Origin of the sequence: Ramlibacter sp. (genome assembly GCF_013697775.1) — a bacterium.
GTDB lineage: Bacteria > Pseudomonadota > Gammaproteobacteria > Burkholderiales > Burkholderiaceae_C > Ramlibacter.
In genome coordinates this window covers 17,513-39,287 of sequence record NZ_JACCWG010000005.1, presented here as the reverse complement: position 1 = coordinate 39,287, position 21,775 = coordinate 17,513, and the positions used below count along the sequence as shown (strand labels likewise).

The window sequence follows — 21,775 nt, the reverse complement described above, 5'->3', positions numbered from 1 at the left end:
GTCCAGCGTGGCGCCACGCGTGTCCTGGGCGTACAGCTGGAACCACAGCGGGCCGCGCCCAGGTTCGTCGGCGAAGGCTTGGGCAACGGCGCCGAGGTCGGTGCTTGCCTGCGTGCTGACCACCAGGCCGGCCTGCTGGGCGGCGGCGGCGCAGGCCACCGCCAGTTCGCCGTCCGGGTGCGCCAGCGTCTGGAATGCCATTGGTGCCACCAGCAGCGGATGCTCCAGCGTGCGCCCGAGCAGCTGCACCCGTGTGTGGCCGCCGGCCATCGGGCGCAGCACGCGCGGCAGCAGGCGCAGGCGCTGCCAGGCCTGTTCGTTGTCGCGCCGCGTGATCTCGTCTGCGGCGCCGCCGTCCAGGTACGCCCAGACCGGTGCTTCCAGCGCGCGCCGCGCATGCTGCGCGTAGTCGTCCAAGGTGGCGACTCCCGGCGGCACCGCTTGCATGGACGGCACGAAGCTCATTGGGCGGGGCTCATGTGTCCGCCCACATGCGCAGCAGGTTGTGGTACGTGCCCGTGAGCGCCACGGTGGCTGGCGTCTCTCCGGCCATGCGCAGGTCGACCAGCGCGTCGTCCAGCTCCAGCAGCAGCTTGCGCTGCTCGTGGCTGCGCACCATGCTTTCGATCCAGAAGAAGCAGGCCAGGCGGTGGCCGCGCGTGACCGGCCGCACCGCGTGCACGCTGGTGCCGGGATACAGCACGGCATGGCCGGCCGGCAGCTTGACGCTGCGCTCGCCGTCGGTGCCCTGGATGGCCAGTTCCCCGCCCTCGTAGTCCTGCGGCGGCGACAGGAACACGGTGCAGGAAAGGTCGGTGCGCACGCGCGTGCCGTTCTCCAGGAAGCGGATGGCGCCGTCCACGTGCGGGCCGTAGGTGTTGGCCTGGCCGCCGTAGCGGTTGAAGTGCGGCGGGAACACCCGCTTGGGCAGGGCCGCAGCGAGAAAGCGCGGTGTGCGGTCCAGCGCCTGCAGCACGATCTGGCCCAGAGCGCGCGCCTCGTCGCCTTGCGGCGCGAGCTGCTCGTTGTTCTTGGCCAGCGCGGCCTGCGCGCCGGCGCTGGCGCGCCCGTCGCTCCAGTGGCCAGCGGCCAGCAGGCCGTGCGCGCACCGGAGTTCCTCGGCGTCCAGCAACGGGAAGGTGACAAGCATGGCGGCGGCTTTGCTTGAGGGAATAGACCTAGAAGCGTGCGGTCAGTGCCACCTGCAGCAACCGGCCGGCGCCCGGGACGTAGTGTCCGCGGTACAGCGAGTCGCCGTACAGCTTGTTGGTCACGTTGCTGAGGTTCGCCTTCACGACGAAGGTGTCATTGATCGTGTACTCGGCCAGCAGGTCGGCGGTGACGAAGCCGGGGGCCTGCCAGGCGGGCGCCGTCACGTCGGCCGGCGCCTGCCTGCTGCGGAAATTCAGGCCGCCGCCCACGCGCCACTTCGGGGTGAGCTGGTAGGTGCTCCACACCGTTCCGCTGTGTTTGGGCGTCAGGCCCGGGCGGTCGCCGACGCGGTTGCCGGCCGTGGTGGCCGTGGAGGCAGCCTGGTCGACGCGGGCGATCGGCATCCACATGTACGAGCCGAACACCTCCCACAGGGGCGTGATGCGCCCGACCAGGTCGACCTCGGCGCCGGCGGTGTGCCGCTTGCCCGAGAGCAGCAGGCGGCTGGCGGCGGTATCCGGGTCGGTGTTGCGCTCGTTGCTCTTGGTGGAGCGGAAAAGCGCGAAGCGCGCGGAAAAGCGCTTGTCGGCCGAATCGAGCTTCGCGCCCAGTTCGATGTTCTCGCTCTGCTCGGGCGGCGTGTTGGCCGACTGCGCGTTGTACGAGTAGGTGTCGCCCGAGGTGTTGAACGAGGTGCCGTAGGAGAAGTGGAACGAGCTGAGGTCGGTGGGCTGGTACAGCACGCCCACGCGCTTGCTCCATTCGCCGATCTTCTGCCGGTACTCGGTGGTGGTGACCGGGCCGGGCGCGTTGGCGGGGATGGCCCATTGCGCGTAGCGCCCGTCCATGCTGTCGTAGCGCAGGCCGCCCAGCAGCTTCCAGTGCGGCGCGACCTCCACCAGGTCCTGCAGGTAGACGCCCCAGGCCTTGGCGGTGAATTCGGTGCCCGGGCGCAGGCTGCGCGTGCCTTCGTCGATCCAGGCGCCGTCGTCGGGCCGGCCCGCGGTGGTGTTCGGCTTGATGAGGCTCACGCCGCCCTGCGCGGCGCTCCGGGCCGTGTACCCCGCCTTCTCCTCGCGCGCCAAGTCAATGCCGGTCTGCAGGCTGTGCTTCATGCCCCAGGCGGTGAACTTGGTGCTGAGGTCGCTTTGCGCCTGCAGCGTGTCCACGTCCTGGATTTTCAGGTTGGTGCCGCGCGTGAACACCGTGCCCGGCCCGAAGTTGGACAGGTCGGCCGCGCTGGCGCCCGGCTGCAGTGCGGCGCCGGCGAAGCGGATGGCGCTGGCGCGCAGGTCGCGGTTGAACTGGCCCTTGCGCACCTGCGTGCGCAGCTCGCTGCCGCCGTCGAAGCGGTGGATGTGGCCGAGAGTGAGCGTCCTCGCCATGCCGGCGTTGTAGTCGCTGGACATGCCGTAATAGGCGGTGGGGTCCAGGCTGCCGATGATGGTGTTGGCGGCCGAACTGTCGGTGGCGCGCGGGCGGATCCACGGCAGGCCATAGTTGATGCCGTTGTTGTTGTTCAGGTAGTACAGGCTCGCCATGAACTCGTCGCCCAGGCCAATGCCCCAGCGGTAGGACGCCGCCAGGCCGTCCTTGTCGATGCTGCTGCCCGAGCCGTTGTTGTCGGCCTTGGTGCGCATCAGGTTCAGGCGCAGCGCGGCGCTTTCGCCGGTCTTGAAGTTGAAGTCGCCGGTGACGCGCCGGTAGGCGTGGCTGCCGAGGGTGGTGGTGACCTCGTGCTCGTCGATCAGGCGCGGCGACTTGCTCACCTGGTTCACGGCGCCGCCGGTGGAGCCGCGGCCGAACAGCATGGAGGCCGAGCCGCGCAGCACCTCGATGCGGTCGTTGTTGAAGGTGTCGCGGTCGTAGAAGGCCGGGTCACGCATGCCGTCAAGGAAGATGTCGCCGGTGCCCGCCAGCGAGAAGCCGCGCAGCCGGATGTCCTCTTCGCCGCCCTCGGCCGCCTGGAAGGTGATGCCGCCGGTGTTGCGCAGCACGTCCTTCACCGTGTCGAGGTTGCGGTCGTCGATCAGCTTTTCGGTGATGACGGTGATCGACTGCGGGATGTCGCGCAGTTCCTGGATGCCCTTGCCGATGTTGGTGGTGGTGGTCCGCAGGGCGTCCTTGCCCGCGGGGGTTTCGGCCTTCTCCTTCACCACCACCTGCGGCAGCGTCTTGCCGCTCTCGGCGGCGGACGGGGGAGGGGACTGGGCCCAGGCACCTGCTGAAGCAGCCATGAGCAGCGCGCCCAGGGGCATCAGCGCGGGTGTGGAACTGGAAGCCGCGGCAACGGGGCGGGCAATGGCCTTGCGGCTCGAACGGGCGGAACGCGCCAAGGGAAACCTCCGGACAGAAAACCGGCACTTGCGGCCGGCTGGATCGAACACATGAGGCTGGCTGGCGCGGGACGCGAACTGGCTGGCGGGTGGGTTTTCAAAAATTTACTTGCAAATGCGAATCTATCTCATTTAGGATACGTTGTCACCCAACCTCTGCACAAAAGGTGTTTCCATGCTGCAAACGCTGCTGATTTCGTTCCGTGAAGGCCTGGAGGCGCTGCTGGTCGTCGCCATCGCCGCCCTCTACCTGCGCCGCACCGGCCGCGAGGCGCTGGTCGGCGCCATCCGCGCCGGCGTGCTGACCGCACTCGGGCTGTCCGCCGTGCTGGGCGTGGTGCTGGCGCGCGTCGGCGCCATGTCGCCGGCCTGGGAAGGCGTCATGGCGTGGATCGCGGCCGTCGCGGTGATGAGCTGCACCGTGCACATGCTTCGCATGGGCCGGCACATGAAGAAGCACATCGACGGCAGGCTGGGCGAGGCGAGCGAGCGCGAAGGCGGCGCCGGCTGGTGGGCGGTGTTCGCCTTCGCCCTGTTCATGGTGGGGCGCGAGGGCGTGGAGACGGCGACGATGATCGCCTCGCTCGCCGTCAACGGCGACCTGGCCCACATGGCCTGGGGCGGGGCCGTCGGCTTCGCGCTGGCCGCCTGGATCGCCTGGCTGTGGACGCGCCACGGCAGCAAGGTGAACCTGAGCCGCTTCTTTCAGGTCACCGCCGTATTCATGGTGGTGTTTTCGGCGCAACTTGTGATCCACGGCTTCCACGAGTTCACCGAGAGCGCGCTGGTCCCCGGCATCGACAACGCGTACTGGCACAACGCCACCGAGAACCTGGCCGAAGGCACGGTCGCCCAGGTGATCTCGCTGCTGATGGTGGCGCTGCCCTCGGTGTGGCTGATCGGCGCCTTCTGGAAGGACCGCCGCGGCCGCCAGCTGCCGGCGCAGAACAGCGCCTGAGCGATGCTTGGGCTGGGATCCGCCGGCTTGGCGGATTCCCTGGGGACATTGTCTTTTTCGCCAGTGGCGCGCCGCGGGCGGGCTCCCTACAGTGGGTTGTCGCAACAACCAAGGAGACCGTACCGATGACGCAGCAGTTGATCGCATGGGAATGGCTGGAACGCCCCGGCCTGGACGTGGCGAACGTCGAGCGCGACGAGCAGGGCGTGCGCGTGCAGGGGCGCGTGGTGGCCGAATGGGAAGGCGTGCCGCTGGATCTCGCCTACACGCTGCACTGCGAGCCGCAGTGGCAGTTCCAGCAGGTCGAACTGAAGCTCGCGCACGGCGCGGTCCGGCGCGAACTGCGGCTGCGCAAGCATTCAGAGGGCTGGGAAGTGGACGGCGCCGCGCGGCCGGACTTGGCCGAGGCGCTGGACATCGACATCATGGGCACGCCGCTGACCAACACCCTGCCGATCCAGCGGCTGTCGTGGACGCCGGGCCAGAGCAGGGATTTCGTGATGGCCTACATCCGCCTGCCCGACCTGCAGGTGCAGCCGGTGCGACAGCGCTACACGGCTGGCGCGAGCGATGACCCTAAGCTGCGGACGTTCCGCTACCAGATGCTGGCCGGCAGCAGCGCGCAAGGGCAAGGACAGGAGGCGGCGTCCACCGAGCGCTACCACAGCGCCGGATCCGGATTCAGCGCCGAGCTGCTGGTGGGTTCAGACGGGCTTGTCTTGCGCTATCCGCCGTACTGGCGCCGTGCCGGACTGACAGCCTAGCTCTGCTCGCCCATCTGCGACTGCAGATAGTTCGGCAGGCCGATCTTGGCCAGCAGGTCGAGCTGCGTCTCCAGGTAGTCGATGTGCTCCTCGGTGTCCACGAGGATGTCTTGCAGCAGGTCGCGCGAGACGTAGTCGCGCGCCGCCTCGCAGTGGGCGATGCCGGCCTTCAGCGCGGTCTGCGCGCCGCGCTCGCTTTGCAGGTCGCCTTCCAGGATCTCCGGCACGTCCTCGCCGATCAGCAGCTTGCCAAGGTCCTGCAGGTTGGGCAGGCCGTCCAGCATCAGGATGCGCGCCATCAGCTTGTCCGCGTGCTTCATCTCGCCGATGGATTCCTCGTACTCCTTCTTCGCCAGTTTCTCGAAGCCCCAGTGCTTGAGGATGCGGTAGTGCAGGAAGTACTGGTTGGTGGCCGTCAGCTCGTTGCGCAGCTGGGCCTGCAGATGCTGGATGACTTGCGGATCGCCTTGCATGGTGCACTCGCTCGATGTTGTCTGGACCGCATTGTGGCGCAAGTCGGTGGGCGAATCAGCTGCGGATCAGGTGGTCGAACGCGCCCAGCGCGGCCTTGGCACCGTCGCCGGCGGCGATGATGATCTGCTTGAACGGCACCGTAGTCGCGTCGCCCGCGGCGAACACGCCGGGAATGGAGGTTTGGCCGCGCGCGTCCACCACGATCTCGCCGTGGCGCGAGAGCTCCAGCGTGCCTTTCAGCCACTCGGTGTTGGGCACCAGGCCGATCTGCACGAACACGCCTTCCAGCTCCACGCGCCGCGTCTCGCCCGATGCGCGGTCCTTGTAGACCAGGCCGTTGACCTTCTGGCCGTCGCCCGCCACTTCGGTGGACTGCGCGTTCAGGACCACGTCGACGTTGGGCAGGGTGGCCAGCTTCTTCTGCAGCACCGCGTCGGCACGCAGTTTGGTGTCGAACTCCACCAGCGTCACGTGCGCCACCAGGCCGGCCAGGTCGATCGCCGCTTCCACGCCGGAGTTGCCGCCGCCCACCACCGCCACGCGCTTGCCCTTGAACAGCGGACCGTCGCAGTGCGGGCAGTAGGCCACGCCCTTGTTGCGGTACTCCTGCTCTCCTGGCACGCCCAGCATGCGCCAGCGCGCGCCGGTGGTGACGATCACGCTGCGCGCCTTGAGCGCCGCGCCGCTTTCCAGTTCCACCTCGATCAGGTCGGTGCCGCGCTTCAAGGCCTTGGCGCGCTGCAGGTTCATGATGTCCACGTCGTAGTGGCGCACGTGCTCCTCCAGGGCCATCGCGAACTTCAGGCCTTCGGTTTCCTTGATGGAGACGAAGTTCTCGATGCCCAGCGTGTCCAGCACCTGGCCGCCGAAGCGCTCCGACGCGATGCCGGTGCGGATGCCCTTGCGCGCCGCATACACGGCGGCCGCCGCGCCGGCGGGGCCGCCGCCGACGATCAGCACGTCGAACGGTTCCTTGGCCGAGATGTCCTGCGCCGCGCGTTCGGTGGCGCCGGTGTCCACCTTGGCCAGGATCTCTTCCAGCGCCATGCGGCCCTGGCCGAAATGCGTGCCGTTCAGGAACACGGTGGGAACGGCCATGATCTGGCGCTCCTTCACCTCGTCCTGGAACAGCGCACCGTCGATCATGGTCGCCTTGATGCGCGGGTTCTGCACCGCCATCAGGTTGAGCGCCTGCACCACGTCCGGGCAGTTGTGGCAGGACAGCGAGACGTAGATCTCGAACTCCAGGTCGCGGTCCAGCGCGCGCACGCGCTGCAGCACGGCCTCGTCCACCTTGGGCGGGTAGCCGCCGACCTGCAGCAGCGCCAGCACCAGCGAGGTGAACTCATGGCCCATCGGCAGGCCGGCAAAGCGCGGGCCGGTGTTCTCGCCCGGCCGGTTGACCGAGAACGAGGGCGTGCGGGCCGGGCCGCCGCGCGTTTCGCTCAGGCGGATGAGCGGAGACGCTTCGGCCACGTCCTTAAGCAGCGCACTCAGCTCGGCCGAGGCCGGCGTGTCGTCCAGCGACGCCACCACCTCGACCGGATTCGCGATGCGCTGCAGATAGCCGGCAAGCTGTGCCTTGAGGTTGGCGTCGAGCATGGCGGGCTCCTTAGATCTTGCCGACCAGGTCCAGCGACGGCGTCAGCGTTTCGGCGCCTTCGCTCAACTTGGCCGGGCACACTTCGCCTGGGTGCGCAGCGATGTACTGGGCGGCCGTCACGCGGCGCAGGGTTTCCTGGGCGTCGCGGCCGATGCCGTTGTCGTGCACCTCGATGGTCTTGATGCGGCCTTCGGGGTCGATCACGAAGGTGCCGCGCAGCGCCAGGCCCGCGTCCTCGCCCTCGGTGATCAGCACCTGGAAGAAGGTTGCCAGCTGGTGGTTGGGGTCGCCGACCAGCGGGTATTGCACCTTCTTGATGGTGTCCGAGGTGTCGTGCCAGGCCTTGTGGGTGAAGTGGGTGTCGGTGGACACGCCGTAGAGCTCCACGCCCAGCTTCTGGAATTGCGCGTAGTTGTCGGCCAGGTCGCCCAGCTCGGTAGGGCAGACGAATGTGAAGTTGGCCGGGTAGAACACGACCACCGACCACTTGCCCTTGAAGTTCTCCTGCGTGACCGGCACGAACTTGCCGTTGTGGTACGCGGTGGCGGTGAAGGACGGGACTTGCTGGTTGACCAAAGACATGAACTGCTCCTATGGATGAATTGAATTCGATTGATGTTGTCTATGGTATGGACGCGCCAATGCGAACGCAATTCAAAGCGCCAATCGTGCTTTTAGGAGCCGTCTATGGAGGGGGTCAGTACTCCAGCCGCTCGGGCCGGATTTCCTGCAGGATGGTGGTGGCGATCTCTTCGATCGACTTGGTGGTGGTCGACAGCCACCGGATACCCTCGCGCCGCATCATGGCCTCGGCTTCGGCCACTTCGTTGCGGCAGTTCTCCAGCGAGGCATAGAGCGAGTTCGGCCGCCGCTCGTTGCGGATTTCGCTCAGCCGTTCGGGCTGGATCGTCAGGCCGAAAATCTTCTTGCGATGCACGGCCAGGGTTCCCGGCAACTGCTTGCGGTCGAAGTCCTCGGGGATGAGCGGGTAATTGGCCGCCTTCAGGCCGTACTGCATGGCCAGGTAGAGCGAGGTCGGCGTCTTGCCGCTGCGGCTCACGCCGACCAGGATCACGTCGGCCTGTTCCAGGTCGCGGTCGGACTGGCCGTCGTCGTGCGCCAAGCTGAAATTGATGGCTTCGATGCGGTCGTGGTAGGCCTTGCTCTTGCTCACGTCCGAGAAGCGCCCCACGCGGTGGCTGGACTTCATGCCCAGCTCAATTTCCAGCGGCCGCACGAAGGTGCCGAACATGTCCAGCACCATGGCCTTGCAGTTCTGCTCGATGACCTGCAGCACCTCGACATTGACCAGCGTGGTGAACACCACCGGCTTGCGGCCTTCCAGCTCGGCCGTGTGGTTGACCTGGCGCGCCACCTGGTGCGCCTTGTCGACCGTGTCGATGAAGGGCAGGCGCACGTGGCGCGGCTTGAATTCGAACTGCGCCAGGATGGCGTTGCCGAAGGTTTCCGCCGTGATGCCGGTGCCGTCGGAGATGAAGAAGACCGTGCGGGTGTGCATGCCCGCCACTGTACCGCTTCGCCGGCGCCTTGCCAGCCTCAAAAAAGGCTCGCACGCCTACAATGCAACGCAACGAATTCATCCGACGCGCCATGCCCCGCCACAGCCCCAAGCAACAACAACAAAGCATGCTGGCCGGTCCGCGCGCCTCGCTGCGCTGGCGCGCGGACCCGGTTTCAACTTCTGGAGCTTTGTCATGTCAGCCCTGTTCAGCGCGACCGCCCTGGTCGTACCGTTTGAGAACCTGAGAATGACCGACGTCGAGGCGGTCGGCGGCAAGAACGCCAGCCTCGGCGAAATGATCTCCCAGCTGCCGCAGGGCGTGCGCGTGCCCACCGGCTTCGCCACCACCGCCCATGCGTTCCGGCAGTTCCTGGCCCATGACGGCTTGGCCGACCGCATCAATGCGCGGCTGACCACGCTGGACACCGACGACGTGCGCGCCCTGGCCGCGGTCGGCGCCGAGATCCGCGGCTGGGTCGAAGCCCAGCCGTTTCCGGCTGACCTGCAACAGGCCATCCGTGCGGCCTTCGAGACGCTCAGCGCGGGCAATCCGCAGGCCAGCTTCGCCGTGCGGTCCTCCGCCACGGCCGAGGACCTGCCCGATGCGTCGTTCGCGGGCCAGCAGGAAACCTTCCTGAACGTGGTGGGCATCGAAGGCGTGCTGCACAAGATGAAGGAAGTGTTCGCGTCGCTCTACAACGACCGTGCCATCAGCTACCGCGTGCACAAGGGCTTCGCCCATGCCGACGTGGCACTGTCGGCCGGCGTGCAGCGCATGGTGCGCTCCGACCTGGGCGCCGCGGGCGTGATGTTCACCATCGACACCGAATCCGGCTTTCAGGAAGTGGTGTTCGTCACCTCCAGCTACGGCCTCGGCGAAACGGTGGTGCAGGGTGCCGTGAACCCCGACGAGTTCTACGTGCACAAGCCCATGCTGAAGGCCGGCAATCGGGCGCTGATCCGCCGCAACCTGGGCTCCAAGCTGATCCAGATGGTGTTCTCGACGCCCGAGGAAAAGGCGCAGGACGGCCGGCTCGTGAAGACGGTGGACGTGCCGCTGGAGCAGCGCAACCGCTATTCGCTGACCGATGCCGACGTCGAGGAACTGGCGCGCTACGCCGTCGTCATCGAACAGCACTACGGCCGCGCGATGGACATCGAGTGGGGCAAGGACGGCACCGACGGCAAGCTCTACATCCTGCAGGCGCGCCCGGAAACCGTGAAGAGCCAGCAGCAGGGCAAGGCCGAGACGCGCTACAAACTCAAGGGCCGCGGCGCCGTGCTGGCCCAAGGCCGCGCCATCGGCCAGAAGATCGGCACCGGCCCGGTGCGGCTGGTGCACAACATCTCCGAGATGGACAAGGTGCAGGCCGGCGACGTGCTGGTGACCGACATGACCGACCCGAACTGGGAGCCGGTGATGAAGCGCGCCAGCGCCATCGTCACCAACCGCGGCGGGCGCACCTGCCATGCGGCCATCATCGCGCGCGAACTCGGCATCCCGGCCGTGGTCGGCTGCGGCGACGCCACCGACCTGCTGAAGGACGGCACGCTGGTCACGGTGAGCTGCGCCGAGGGCGATACCGGCTTCATCTACGACGGCCTGCTGGAAACCGAGATCACCGAGGTGCAGCGCGGCGAGATGCCGGCCATCAAGACCAAGATCATGATGAACGTGGGCAACCCGCAGCTCGCCTTCGACTTTGCCCAGCTGCCCAACGAGGGCGTGGGCTTGGCGCGGCTGGAATTCATCATCAACAACAACATAGGCGTCCACCCGAAGGCGATCCTCGACTATCCGAACGTCGACCCCGATTTGAAGAAGGCGGTGGAGTCGGTGGCGCGCGGCCACGCGTCGCCGCGCGCCTTCTACGTGGACAAGGTGGCCGAGGGCGTGGCCACCATCGCCGCGGCGTTCTGGCCCAAGCCGGTGATCGTGCGCCTGTCGGACTTCAAGTCCAACGAGTACCGCAAGCTGATCGGCGGCAGCCGCTACGAGCCCGAGGAAGAAAACCCGATGCTGGGGTTCCGGGGCGCCGCGCGCTACATCAGCGAGGCCTTCCGCGAAGCGTTCGCCATGGAGTGCGAGGCGCTGCGCCGCGTGCGCAACGACATGGGCCTGAGCAACGTGCAGGTGATGGTGCCCTTCGTGCGCACGCTGGGCGAAGCCGACAAGGTGACGCAGCTGCTCGCGCAGCAGGGGCTGCAGCGCGGCGAGAACGGTCTCAAGGTCATCATGATGTGCGAGATCCCGAGCAACGCCATCCTGGCCGACCAGTTCCTGGAGTACTTCGACGGCTTTTCCATCGGCTCGAACGACCTGACCCAGCTCACGCTGGGCCTGGACCGCGATTCCGGCCTGGAGCTACTGGCTTCCGAGTTCGACGAGCGCGACCCGGCCGTCAAGGCGTTGCTGGAACGCGCCATCGCGGCCTGCCTGTCGCAGGGCAAGTACGTCGGCATTTGCGGGCAGGGCCCCAGCGACCACCCCGACTTCGCGCAGTGGCTGGCGGATGTCGGCATCGCCTCGATTTCGCTGAACCCGGACAGCGTGATCGCTACCTGGAAAAGGCTGGCGGGAAACACCTAGCCAGCACAGCTGCGGCCGGTGCGATGATCCCGCGCCATGGACGAACCTGCGGCATACGAGCACCACGATCCGCGCGTGCTGTGGCTGAAGGCGGGGCTGCTGGCGGTGTGGGCGGCGGCGGGTTTTGGCGTGTGCTACTTCGCCCGCGCGCTGGATTTCGCCGTCGGGCCGTGGCAATTCAGCTACTGGTTCGCGGCGCAGGGCGCGCTGCTGGTGTTCATCGCCATCGTGGTGAGCTACGCCTGGGCGATGGCGCGCCTCGATCCCGAGGAGCCGCTGTCTCCTGAGGAAGAGCAAGCCGGTGGCTAGCGAGCCCGCCTACCGCGCCTACGAGCGCCGGCTGCACCGCATCCTGGCGCTGTACGTGGCGGGCTTCGTCGCCTACCTGGCGCTACTGGCCTGGGCCGAGCGCAACGGGCTGCCGCGCCACTGGCTTGGCCCGATCTTCCTGTTCTCCACGGTGATCATGTACGCGGCCATCGGCATCTACGGCCGCACCAGCGACCCCGAGGAGTACTACGTGGCCGGCCGGCGCATCCCGCCCATGTACAACGGCATGGCGGCGGCGGCCGACTGGATGAGCGCGGCCTCGTTCATCAGCCTGGCCGGCGGGCTGTACCTGCAGGGGTTTTCCGGCACCGCGGGCCAGGCCGGCGGGCTGGCCTACGTGCTGGGCTGGAGCGGCGGCTTCTGCCTGGTGGCGCTGCTGATCGCGCCGCACCTGCGGCGCCTGAACCTGTACACCGTGCCGGACTATTTCAGCGTGCGCTACGGCGGGCGCTGGCCACGCGTCATCGCCGCGGGCGCGGCGGTGCTGTGCTCCTTCACCTATGTGGTGGCGCAGATCTACGGCATCGGCCTGATCGCCTCGCGCCTGACCGGCGTGCAGTTCGAGATCGGCATCCTGCTGGGCCTCGGCGGCGTTTTGCTGTGCTCGTTCCTGGGCGGCATGCGTGCCATCACCTGGACCCAGGTGGCGCAGTACGTGGTGGTGCTGCTGGCATTCCTGATCCCGGTGTCGTGGCTCGCGTACAAGCAGCTTGGCAACCCGCTGGCGCCGCTGGTGTACGGCACGCAGCTGCAGAAGATCGCCGAGCTGGAAAAAAAGCTGATGCAGGACCCCGCGGAAAAGCAGGTGGGGGCGATCTTCCTGGCACGCGCGCATGCGTACGAAGCCAAGCTGCGCAACATCGACGAGGCGCTGGCGCGCGACCGCACGGCAGCGCAGGAGCGCATCCGCGCGCTGAAGGCGCAGGGCGCGGACTCGGCGCTGATCGTGCGCGCGCACCGCGAGTTCGCCGCGCTGCCCAAGGACGCCGCCGGCGCGCGCGAAGCCAGGACGCGCGCGGTGCAGGAAAGCTACGAGCGCGCCAAGCCGCTGGGCGGCCTGCCGCCGCACAGCCAGGCCTATGCGGGCGATCCGCAGGGCACGCCGCAGGAGCAGGAGGCCTTCGACATCTCGCGGCGCAACTTCCTGGCGCTCATGTTCTGCCTGATGCTGGGCACGGCGGGCCTGCCGCACCTGCTCACGCGCTACTACACCACGCCCAGCGTGGCCACCGCGCGCGCTTCGGTGGCGTGGTCGGTGTTTTTCATCGTGCTGCTGTACCTGAGCGCGCCGGCGCTCGCGGCGCTGGTGAAGTTCGAGGTGATGAACAACCTGGTGGGCAGCAGCTTCGGCGCGCTGCCGCCGTGGATCGGGCAATGGGCCAAGGTAGACCCTTCGCTGCTCTCGGTGGCCGACGTCAACGGTGACGGCATCCTGCAGTGGGGCGAGATCCGCATGGGCGCCGACATCATCATGCTGGCGACGCCGGAACTCGGCGGGCTGCCGTACGTGGTGTCGGGCCTGGTCGCCGCCGGCGGCCTGGCGGCGGCGCTGTCCACCGCCGACGGGCTGCTGCTGACGATCAGCAACGCGCTGGTGCGCGACATTTACTGCCACGAGATCAACCGCAACATCACGCCCGAGTACCGCGTGATCCTGTCGAAATTTGCGCTGCTCGGCGTGGCCATGGCGGCGGCCATTGCCGCGTCGTTCAAGGCGGCGGAAATCCTGCCGCTGGTGTCGGCCTCGTTCTCGCTGGCGGCATCGGCCTTCGTGCCGGCGATGGTGCTGGGCATCTTCTGGCGCGGCGCCAGCCGGCGCGGCGCGGTGGCCGGCATGCTGGCGGGCCTTGGCATCACCGTGTACTACATGGTGGTGAATGCCCCGCCCGTGCGGGCCATGCTCGGACTGCCGCCGGGGCAGTGGCTGTGGCTGGGCATCCAGCCGCTGCTGGCCGGCGTGTTCGGCGTGCCGGTGGGCTTCGCGGTGACCACCGCGGTGAGCTGGCTGTGGCCCGCGCAACGCGTACGCGTTTCCATGTAAGCCATTGCGTTGCGCGAAGCCGGATGGCCGTTGCGCCGTATGGGCAAACCCCGATTCGAAAGCGGCGACTCCGTGCAAAGCTTGCCGCACACGCGAGAGGCAGGACCATGATCGTCGTCAAGACCGAGGCAGGACAGCAGGTGATGAAGGACCGCAGCGTGGCCCTCACGCCGCGCCAGCGCTCGGCGCTGATCCTGGTGGACGGCAAGCGCTCGCGCGACCAGCTGCTCACCGCAACGGCGGCGGCCGGCGCGACCCCGGACGACGTGGACACGCTGTTCGCGCTCGGCCTGATCTCCGAAGCCGAAGGGACCCCTGCGATGTCGGTCGCCCACGCAACCGTGGTAGAGCCCGAAGCGCCGCGCAGCGACCGCACGCCGCAGGAGCGCTACAGCGCTGCTTACCCCATCGCCACCCAGCTCACCGCGGGACTGGGCCTGCGCGGCTTCCGGCTGAACCTGGCGGTGGAGAGCGCCTCCGGCTACCAGCAGCTGGCCGAACTCGCGCCCAAGATCCGCGACGCGGTCGGCCCGGACCTCTTTGCGCCGCTGGACAAGGCGCTGCACGGCTGAGCCTTTAGCGGCTTGCGCTGCCGCGCTGGCCTGCGCACTCCCCGCCGGGCTATAATCGAGGGCTTCGCCTTGCCGTACCGCTACCGACGCAGCGGGCGGCTTTCGCCGCGGCCCACTTCCGGGTGCGCGGCCCAATCCTCAAGGAGAGTCCATGCGTCACTATGAAATTGTCTTGCTGATCCACCCGGATCAAAGCGAGCAGGTTCCGGCCATGCTGGAGCGCTACAAGGGCATGATCACCACCGGCGGCGGCAAAGTCCACCGCGTGGAAGACTGGGGCCGCCGCCAGCTATCCTACCAGATCAGCAAGCTCGCCAAAGCGCACTACCTGTGCATCAACATCGAGGCCGACCAGGCTGTCATGAGCGAGCTGGAGCATGCATTCCGCTTCAACGACGCGGTGCTGCGCCACCTGACCGTGGTGAAGAAAAAGGCCGATACCGGCCCGTCTTCCATGATGAAGACTGTGGAACGCGAAGAGGCCCGCAAGGCCCAGCAAGCGGAATTCCAGGCATCCTGATCGGCGCGAGGCGCCGGGTGTGAACCAGCTCGTGCTGAGCGCCCGTATTGCGGAGGCCAAGGCCCTGCGCTACACACCCGCCGGACTGCCCGCCATCGACTTGCTGCTGGATCACGAATCCGAAGCCCTGGAAGCGGGGCAGCAGCGGCAGGTCAAGGTGGAAGTCAAGGCGGTGGCCTTCGGGGCGACGGCGGAAACGCTGGCCCGGCAGGCGGTCGGCACGGCATTCAGGTTCACGGGCTTCATCGCCGCGGCGCGCGGCGGAAAGCATCCGGTGCTGCATATCCAGTCATTCCAGCAAGAGTCAAATTCGTAGGAGGTCACCATGGCCACGTTCAAGAAATTCAACAAGGACAAGCGTCCGAAGCGCAACACCCAGTCGCTGCTGTTCAAGCGCAAGCGCTTTTGCCGCTTCACCGTCGCCGGCGTCGAAGAGATCGACTACAAGGACGTCGACACGCTGCGCGATTTCGTTGGCGAGAACGGCAAGATCATCCCGGCACGCCTGACCGGCACCCGCGCGATCTACCAGCGCCAGCTGAACACCGCCATCAAGCGCGCGCGCTTCCTGGCCCTGGTCCCGTACAGCGACCACCACAAGATCTAAGGAGCCACCCATGCAAGTCATCCTGCTCGACAAGGTGGTGAACCTGGGCGACCTCGGCGAAATCGTGAAGGTGAAGGACGGTTACGCCCGCAACTTCCTGATTCCGACCGGCCGTGCCCGCCGCGCCACCGCCAACAACAAGGCCGAATTCGAAGCCAAGCGCGCCGAACTGGAAAAAGCCGCCGCCGCCAAGCTGTCCACGGCGCAAGCCCAGGGCGAGAAGCTGGCCGGCACCACCGTCAAGCTGACCCAGAAGGCCGGCGTGGACGGACGCCTGTTCGGTTCGGTCACCAACTTCGACATCGCCGAAGAACTGACGAAGATCGGCTACCCGGTCGCCAAGGCCCAGGTGCGCATGCCCAACGGCCCGATCAAGACCGTGGGCGAGAGCCAGGTCTCGGTGGCGCTGCACACCGACGTGGTGGTGGACATCACCGTCACGGTGCTGGGCGAAACCGCCTAAGCGCCTCGCGCTTCGAAAAGCCGCCTGCGGGCGGCTTTTCTTTTTTGGGCACCGGAGAGTTGTCCCGCGTTGAACACCGCTTGTCCACAGCCTGTTCCCAGCGTTGTGCACGGGCGCCGCCGAGCGGCATGGACGCGTCCACGCCCCGCGGCATAGGATCGCCACGATGAGGAAAAGCCGCTGATGTCCGCCGTCCTGAACCCGATCAACGATGAAGGCCCGCGCGACCGCCAGGTCGCGCAGCTGCGGGTGCCGCCGCACTCGGTGGAGGCCGAGTCGAGCGTGCTGGGCGGCCTGCTGCTGGACAACGCCGCCTGGGACCGCGTGGGCGACCTGCTGGGCGACGGCGACTTCTACCGCTACGAGCACAAGCTGATCTACGCGGCCATCGGTGCCCTGGTCAACGCCAGCAAGCCAGCCGACGTGATCACGGTCTACGAGCACCTGCAAAGCCAGGGCCATGCCGACTCGGTCGGCGGGCTCAACTACCTCAACGCCTTGGCGCAGTACGTGCCCAGTGCCGGCAACATTCGCCGCTACGCGGAGATCGTGCGCGAGCGCGCGATCCTGCGCAAGCTGGTGAGCGCCAGCGACGAGATCGCCACCGCCGCCTTCAACCCGCAGGGCCGCGCGGTCGACAAGATTCTGGACGAGGCCGAACAGAAGATCTTCAACATCGGCGAGGAAGGCTCGCGGATGAAGCAGGGCTTCCAGGGCATGGACAGCCTGGTGGTGCAGCTGCTGGACCGCGTGCAGGAGATGGCGGACAACCCGAACGACATCACGGGCGTGCCGACCGGCTTCTACGATCTGGACCGCATGACCTCGGGCTTCCAGGCGGGCGACATGGTGGTGCTGGCGGCGCGGCCCAGTATGGGCAAAACTGCCTTTGCCATCAACATCGCCGAGCACGTCGCCCTGAACGAAGGCCTGCCGGTGGCCGTGTTCTCCATGGAAATGGGCGCGTCGCAGCTGGCGGTGCGTATCGTCGGCTCGATCGGGCGCATCGACCAGAGCCATCTGCGCACCGGCAAGCTGACCGACGACGAGTGGCCGCGCCTAACCGAAGCCATCGAGAAGCTGCGCAACGTGTCGCTGCACATCGACGAGAGCCCGGGCCTCACCGTCAGCGAGCTGCGCGCCAACGCGCGGCGGCTGGCGCGCCAGTGCGGCGGCAAGCTGGGCCTGATCGTTGTGGACTACCTGCAGCTGATGAGCGTGTCCAGCAGCATGGGCGAGGAGAACCGGGCCACCGCGGTGGGCGAGATCTCGCGCGGCCTGAAGATGCTGGCCAAGGAACTGGGCTGCCCGGTGATCGCGCTGTCGCAGCTGTCGCGCGGCGTGGAGTCGCGCACCGACAAGCGGCCGATGATGAGCGACCTGCGCGAATCGGGCGCCATCGAGCAGGACGCGGACGTCATCATGTTCATCTACCGCGACGACTACTACAACAAGGACTCCAAGGAGCCGGGCGTCGCCGAGATCATCATCAGCAAGCAGCGAAACGGCCCCACCGGCACGGTGAAGCTGGCGTTCCTGAAGCCGCTGACCAAGTTCGAATCCCTGGCTTCGGGCGGCGTGGACTTCTGAGCCTGCACCGCGCGCCGGGGCACGCCGCCGTCCTACGCACCCCGCGGTCAAGGCGCGGGACACTGCCGGGCATGGAGCTCAAGGCAGCCGATACTCCCGCCGCCGCGGACCCGCGCGAAGCTGCGGAATCTGCCGGCCTGGTCTACGTCACGGACGAGATGGCCGGCATCCGGCGCGAGGCCGGGCGTGCCAGCTTCACCTACCTGAAACCCAAGGGCGATCCGGTGTCCGACGAGGCCGTGCTGGACCGCATCCGCCGCCTGGCCATTCCCCCGGCCTGGACCGACGTGTGGATCTGCACCAAGGCCAGCGGCCACCTGCAGGCCACCGGCCGCGACGCGCGGGGCCGCAAGCAGTACAAGTACCACCCGCAGTTCCGCGAGGCGCGCGAGAGCACCAAATACGAGCACATGGTGGCGTTCGCCAAGGCGCTGCCGGCGCTGCGCGCGCGCGTGGCCGAACACATGGGGCTACGTGGGCTGCCGCGCGAGAAGGTGCTGGCCACCGTGGTGCAGTTGCTGGACACCACACTGATCCGCGTGGGCAACGACGACTACGCGAAGGCCAACGGCAGCTACGGGCTCACCACCCTGCGCAACCGCCACGTGAAGGTGGAGGGCACGCAGCTGCGCTTCCAGTTCAAGGGCAAGAGCGGCAAGCACTGGAAGCTGCAGGTGAAGAACCCGCGCGTGGCACGGATCATCCGGGCCTGCCAGGACCTGCCGGGCCAGGAGCTGTTCCAGTACCTCGACGAAGGCGGCGAGGTGCGGCGCATCAGCTCGTCGGACGTGAACGCCTACCTGAAGGAGGCCACCGGCGGCGACATCACGGCCAAGGACTTCCGCACCTGGGCGGGCACGGTGATGGCGGCGCTGGCGCTGCACGGCAGCGAGATCGCCCAGACGCAGGCCGCGGCCAAGCGCACCCTGCGCACCGCCATCGAGCAGGTGGCCTCGCGGCTGGGCAACACGCCCACCATCTGCCGCAAGTGCTACGTGCACCCCGAGGTGTTCTCCGCCTATGCGCAGGGTGCCCTGCAGCTCGAGCTGCCCGACCAGGCGACGCGGGACGCCGAGGCGCAGGCCGACATCGCGGCGCTGAAAGCCGAGGAGAAGGCCGTGCTGGCCTTCCTGGAAACCCGCCTCGGCCGCACCCTGGCCGATGAGTTGGAGCAGAGCGTGAAAGAGGCGCGCCGCACCGGCCGCGCGCCCGCGTCCAAGACCGCTAAAGCACCTCGCTCGCGAAGTCCGCAAGACGCGAACGCTCGCCGCGCGCCAGCGTGATGTGGCCGCTGTGCGGCCAGCCCTTGAACTTGTCCACGGCGAAGGCCAGTCCCGATGAGCCCTCGGTAAGGTAGGGCGTGTCGATCTGCGCCAAGTTGCCCATGCAGATGATCTTGGTGCCGGGGCCCGCGCGCGTGATCAGCGTCTTCATCTGCTTGGGCGTCAGGTTCTGCGCCTCGTCGAGGATCACGTACTTGTTCAGGAAGGTGCGCCCGCGCATGAAGTTCATGCTCTTGATCTTGATGCGGCTGCGGATCAGCTCGTTGGTGGCGGCGCGCCCCCATTCGCCAGCGGAGCCGTCGGTCTTGCCCAGCACTTCCAGGTTGTCGTCCAGCGCGCCCATCCAGGGGCCCATCTTTTCCTCTTCCGTGCCGGGCAGGAAGCCGATGTCCTCGCCCACGCTCACGGTGGCGCGCGTCATGATGATCTCGGTGTAGCGGCGCTCGTCCAGCACTTGCGTCAGGCCCGCGGCCAGCGCCAGCAGCGTCTTGCCGGTGCCGGCCGTGCCCGACAGGGTGACGAAATCCACCTCGGGGTCCATCAGCAGGTTCATCGCGAAGTTCTGCTCGCGGTTGCGCGTGGTCACGCCCCAGATGGCGTTCTTCAGGTGGTTGTAGTCCTTCAGCGTCTTCAGCACCGCCGTCTTGGCGCGGATCTCCGTCACGCGGGCATACAGGCTCGGCTCGCCGGGCGACTCGAAGTAGACGAATTGGTTGATGAACAGGCTGGGCACGATCGGCCCGGTGATGCGGTAGAAGGTGTGGCTGCCGGACTGCCAGCTCTCCACCGTCTTGCCGTGCTTGGTCCAGAAATCCGGGGGCAGGGCGAGCGAACCCGAATACATCAGGTCCAGGTCGTCCAGCGTCTTGTCGTTGCGGTAGTCCTCGGTGGCCAGGCCCAGCGCGCGCGCCTTGACGCGCATGTTGATGTCCTTGGACACCAGCACCACGTCGCGCGGCGTGAATTTCTCGCGCAGCGCCGCCACCACGCCGAGGATCTGGTTGTCCGCCTTGCCCGGAGGCAGGCTGATGGGCAGCTTGGCCTCCATCGGGCTGGTCTGGAAGAACAGCGCCCCGCCGGCTTCGCGGTGGCCGGTGCTGTCCAGCTTCAGGCCGCTGGCGATGTCCGCGCCGTGCGGGGCCGCCAGTGCATCCAGCGAACGGCTGACCTGGCGGGCATTGCGGGCAACTTCGGTGGTGCCTTTCTTGTGGCCGTCGAGCTCTTCCAGCACGATCATCGGCAGGAAGATGTCGTGTTCCTCGAAGCGGAACAGGCTCATCGGGTCGTGCATCAGCACGTTGGTGTCCAGCACGAACAGCTTGGCCGGTCCGGTGGATTTCACTTTGCGCGGCCGCGGTGCCGGCTGGGCACGCTCACGCTCGCGCACGCGGGGGGTGGCAGCCGGGGCGACGGCGGGAGCTTCCTCCACGACCGCGACGTCCTCGGCGGTGAAGTCCTCGGCAACCGTTTCCTCGGCGAACGCGGCGGCGGGAAGCAGCTCACTGCCGCCCGCGCGTGGATCGAAATCGTCGGTGGCCCGCGGTTTCTCGGCCCGCGGGTTGTCCGCTTCCGCCTCTTGCGATTTTCGCGCGCCCTTCAGCGAAGGCCGGGCCGGGGCGTCGTAGGCTTCCGGCGGGAGCATGGCGGCGCGCTTGGCAGGTGCAGGAGGAAGAGGCATGGAGAGGATGGCTCCCTGTTGAGGTGGGCTCGAAAATAAAAAAGCCGCCGGGCGAGCCGGGCGGCTGGGTGAGGCTTGGCGGTGATGACGCTGGGCGTCGGGATCAACGGCATGAATTCATTATGCACATCAGCCACCGCCCAAGAATGTCAGCGGATGTCCTGTTGCGGGCACGCGTCGCGGCCCGGTAGTGCAGGACAGCCGCAAAGCGCGTCAGGCCGCCTTCTTGAGCAGCTTCACGGCCTTCAGCACGTCGTCCACGTGGCCGGGGACCTTCAGGCCGCGCCATTCCTGCTTGAGGATGCCGTCGGCACCCACCAGGAAGGTGCTGCGCTCGATGCCCTTGACCTTCTTGCCGTACATGATCTTGTTCTTGACCACGCCGAACATGTGGCACATCTTTTCTTCCGTGTCGGCGATGAGCTCGAACGGCAGTTCCAGCTTGGTCTTGAATTCGTCGTGCGACTTCATGTTGTCGCGTGACACGCCGAAGATCATCGCGCCGGCCTTGATGAAGTCCTTGTACTTGTCGCGGAACTGCATGGCCTCGGTGGTACAACCCGGCGTGTTGTCCTTCGGATAGAAGTACAGCACGAGGGTCTGGCCCACATGCGAGTTGTTGGTGACCTTCACGCCACCAGTGGCGTTCGCTTCGAATTCGGGCAGGGGTTTGTTGACAACGATCGCCATGGGATATGTGGTTTTCTGTGTGACGTACTCTGCGCGATATGCAGCTTGGTGAAGGCCGCCCGCGTGGCCTTGCCCCGCTCGGACAAGCCCTTGGGGGCCACCTCGCAACCTGCGATTTTACCGCGAAACGGCCCCTTCCGGGCCGACAGCCTCAGGCCAGCTCTTCCAGCAGCAGGGCAACTGCCACTTCACGGCCCTCCTGCGCAAGGATGTTGTAGGTGCGGCAGGCGGCCGCCGTGTCCATGGTTTCGATGCCGATGCGCCGCTGCGCCAGAGGCGCGATCCACGCCGGCTTGGGAAAGCGGATGCGCCCGCCGCTGCCGAAAATCACCACCTCGACGGGCAGTTCGGCCAGCACCGCGAAATGTTCGGGACCCAGGTCCTCGAAGCGCGGCGCCCAGCGGATGCGCTCGCCGCGCGCGCCCAGGATCACGCTGTGGGCGATCTTTTCGCCGGCAACGCCCACCCAGCCTGGGCCATAGGCGCTGATGGTCTGGGCGTCGGACTGGTCGGGCTGCAGCTTCATTGGGGAGTAGGGAGGGCCTGTGGTGCACGGAAAACAGGCAGAACTATGGTCCAATTATAAGTTTCCGCACTGCCAC

The 21,775-nt window shown here is 67.3% G+C and carries 22 protein-coding genes; 12 read left to right on the top strand and 10 right to left on the bottom strand.

The window, feature by feature from the left end:
• The 3 genes from H0U68_RS00520 to H0U68_RS00510 all read right to left on the bottom strand — a co-directional run.
• Positions 1–465 (bottom strand): alpha-hydroxy-acid oxidizing protein (locus H0U68_RS00520; RefSeq protein WP_296352066.1); only part of this gene is annotated, 465 nt, incomplete at its 3' end.
• Positions 466–475: 10 nt separating this feature from the next.
• Positions 476–1,150 (bottom strand): Fe2+-dependent dioxygenase, encoded by a 675-nt coding sequence (locus tag H0U68_RS00515; RefSeq protein WP_296352064.1) that lies wholly within the window; start codon positions 1,148–1,150, stop codon positions 476–478.
• Positions 1,151–1,178: 28 nt separating this feature from the next.
• Entirely contained in the window at positions 1,179–3,488 is a 2,310-nt protein-coding gene (locus tag H0U68_RS00510) for a TonB-dependent siderophore receptor (RefSeq protein ID WP_365730277.1), read from the bottom strand.
• A gap of 175 nt (positions 3,489–3,663) precedes the next feature.
• On the opposite strand from H0U68_RS00510, the gene H0U68_RS00505 reads away from it, so the two are divergent.
• Together H0U68_RS00505 and H0U68_RS00500 are read left to right on the top strand one after the other, a co-directional pair.
• Positions 3,664–4,446, top strand: a complete 783-nt coding sequence (locus H0U68_RS00505; protein ID WP_296352062.1) for an FTR1 family protein — start codon at positions 3,664–3,666, stop codon at positions 4,444–4,446.
• 125 nt (positions 4,447–4,571) lie between these two features.
• Complete coding sequence (locus H0U68_RS00500) at positions 4,572–5,210, top strand: putative glycolipid-binding domain-containing protein (RefSeq protein ID WP_296352061.1); 639 nt, start codon at positions 4,572–4,574, stop codon at positions 5,208–5,210.
• Here H0U68_RS00500 and bfr read toward each other — a convergent pair.
• The 4 genes from bfr to H0U68_RS00480 form a co-directional block, all read right to left on the bottom strand.
• A complete protein-coding gene (gene bfr / locus H0U68_RS00495) occupies positions 5,207–5,683 on the bottom strand; it encodes a bacterioferritin (RefSeq protein WP_296352059.1) in 477 nt (158 codons plus the stop codon). The two genes, H0U68_RS00500 and bfr, sit on opposite strands and share 4 nt — an antisense overlap.
• Before the next feature lie 55 nt (positions 5,684–5,738).
• Complete coding sequence (ahpF, locus tag H0U68_RS00490) at positions 5,739–7,286, bottom strand: alkyl hydroperoxide reductase subunit F (protein WP_296352057.1); 1,548 nt, start codon at positions 7,284–7,286, stop codon at positions 5,739–5,741.
• 10 nt (positions 7,287–7,296) lie between these two features.
• Positions 7,297–7,869, bottom strand: coding sequence for an alkyl hydroperoxide reductase subunit C (gene ahpC, locus H0U68_RS00485; protein WP_296352055.1), 573 nt, complete (start codon positions 7,867–7,869; stop codon positions 7,297–7,299).
• 115 nt (positions 7,870–7,984) lie between these two features.
• Positions 7,985–8,806, bottom strand: a complete 822-nt coding sequence (locus H0U68_RS00480; protein WP_296352053.1) for a pyruvate, water dikinase regulatory protein — start codon at positions 8,804–8,806, stop codon at positions 7,985–7,987.
• A gap of 196 nt (positions 8,807–9,002) precedes the next feature.
• Here H0U68_RS00480 and ppsA point away from each other — a divergent pair, with 196 nt between their 5' ends.
• The 10 genes from ppsA to H0U68_RS00430 all read left to right on the top strand — a co-directional run bounded on the left by ppsA (position 9,003) and on the right by H0U68_RS00430 (position 18,805).
• The gene (gene ppsA / locus H0U68_RS00475; RefSeq protein WP_296352051.1) at positions 9,003–11,399 is read left to right on the top strand and encodes a phosphoenolpyruvate synthase; all 2,397 of its coding nucleotides are present in this window, start codon (positions 9,003–9,005) and stop codon (positions 11,397–11,399) included.
• Positions 11,400–11,435: 36 nt separating this feature from the next.
• Positions 11,436–11,708: a DUF4212 domain-containing protein gene (locus H0U68_RS00470; protein ID WP_296352050.1), complete on the top strand. Its 273-nt coding sequence runs from the start codon at positions 11,436–11,438 to the stop codon at positions 11,706–11,708.
• A complete protein-coding gene (locus H0U68_RS00465) occupies positions 11,683–13,770 on the top strand; it encodes a VC_2705 family sodium/solute symporter (RefSeq protein WP_296352069.1) in 2,088 nt (695 codons plus the stop codon). The genes H0U68_RS00470 and H0U68_RS00465 overlap by 26 nt, the downstream gene beginning before the upstream one ends.
• Positions 13,771–13,877: 107 nt before the next feature.
• On the top strand, positions 13,878–14,342 hold the full coding sequence (locus H0U68_RS00460; RefSeq protein WP_296352047.1) for a hypothetical protein: 465 nt from the start codon (positions 13,878–13,880) through the stop codon (positions 14,340–14,342).
• A 151-nt stretch (positions 14,343–14,493) separates the two neighbouring features.
• Positions 14,494–14,862, top strand: coding sequence for a 30S ribosomal protein S6 (rpsF, locus tag H0U68_RS00455; RefSeq protein WP_296352044.1), 369 nt, complete (start codon positions 14,494–14,496; stop codon positions 14,860–14,862).
• Between the two features lie 19 nt (positions 14,863–14,881).
• Positions 14,882–15,178, top strand: a complete 297-nt coding sequence (gene priB, locus H0U68_RS00450) for a primosomal replication protein N (protein ID WP_296352043.1) — start codon at positions 14,882–14,884, stop codon at positions 15,176–15,178.
• A 9-nt stretch (positions 15,179–15,187) separates the two neighbouring features.
• A complete protein-coding gene (rpsR, locus tag H0U68_RS00445; protein WP_296352041.1) occupies positions 15,188–15,469 on the top strand; it encodes a 30S ribosomal protein S18 in 282 nt (93 codons plus the stop codon).
• 10 nt (positions 15,470–15,479) lie between these two features.
• A complete protein-coding gene (gene rplI, locus H0U68_RS00440; protein ID WP_296352039.1) occupies positions 15,480–15,932 on the top strand; it encodes a 50S ribosomal protein L9 in 453 nt (150 codons plus the stop codon).
• Positions 15,933–16,115: 183 nt separating this feature from the next.
• The gene (gene dnaB / locus H0U68_RS00435; protein WP_296352037.1) at positions 16,116–17,522 is read left to right on the top strand and encodes a replicative DNA helicase; all 1,407 of its coding nucleotides are present in this window, start codon (positions 16,116–16,118) and stop codon (positions 17,520–17,522) included.
• Between the two features lie 71 nt (positions 17,523–17,593).
• Positions 17,594–18,805 (top strand): DNA topoisomerase IB, encoded by a 1,212-nt coding sequence (locus H0U68_RS00430; RefSeq protein WP_296352034.1) that lies wholly within the window; start codon positions 17,594–17,596, stop codon positions 18,803–18,805.
• Here the strand turns inward: H0U68_RS00430 and H0U68_RS00425 are convergent.
• From H0U68_RS00425 to H0U68_RS00415, 3 genes are all read right to left on the bottom strand, one after another.
• The gene (locus tag H0U68_RS00425) at positions 18,747–20,483 is read right to left on the bottom strand and encodes a PhoH family protein (protein WP_296352032.1); all 1,737 of its coding nucleotides are present in this window, start codon (positions 20,481–20,483) and stop codon (positions 18,747–18,749) included. The genes H0U68_RS00430 and H0U68_RS00425 overlap by 59 nt on opposite strands.
• A 213-nt stretch (positions 20,484–20,696) precedes the next feature.
• Positions 20,697–21,173: a peroxiredoxin gene (locus H0U68_RS00420; RefSeq protein ID WP_296352030.1), complete on the bottom strand. Its 477-nt coding sequence runs from the start codon at positions 21,171–21,173 to the stop codon at positions 20,697–20,699.
• A gap of 151 nt (positions 21,174–21,324) precedes the next feature.
• Positions 21,325–21,699: an Mth938-like domain-containing protein gene (locus H0U68_RS00415; RefSeq protein WP_296352028.1), complete on the bottom strand. Its 375-nt coding sequence runs from the start codon at positions 21,697–21,699 to the stop codon at positions 21,325–21,327.
• Positions 21,700–21,775: the final 76 nt, after the last annotated feature.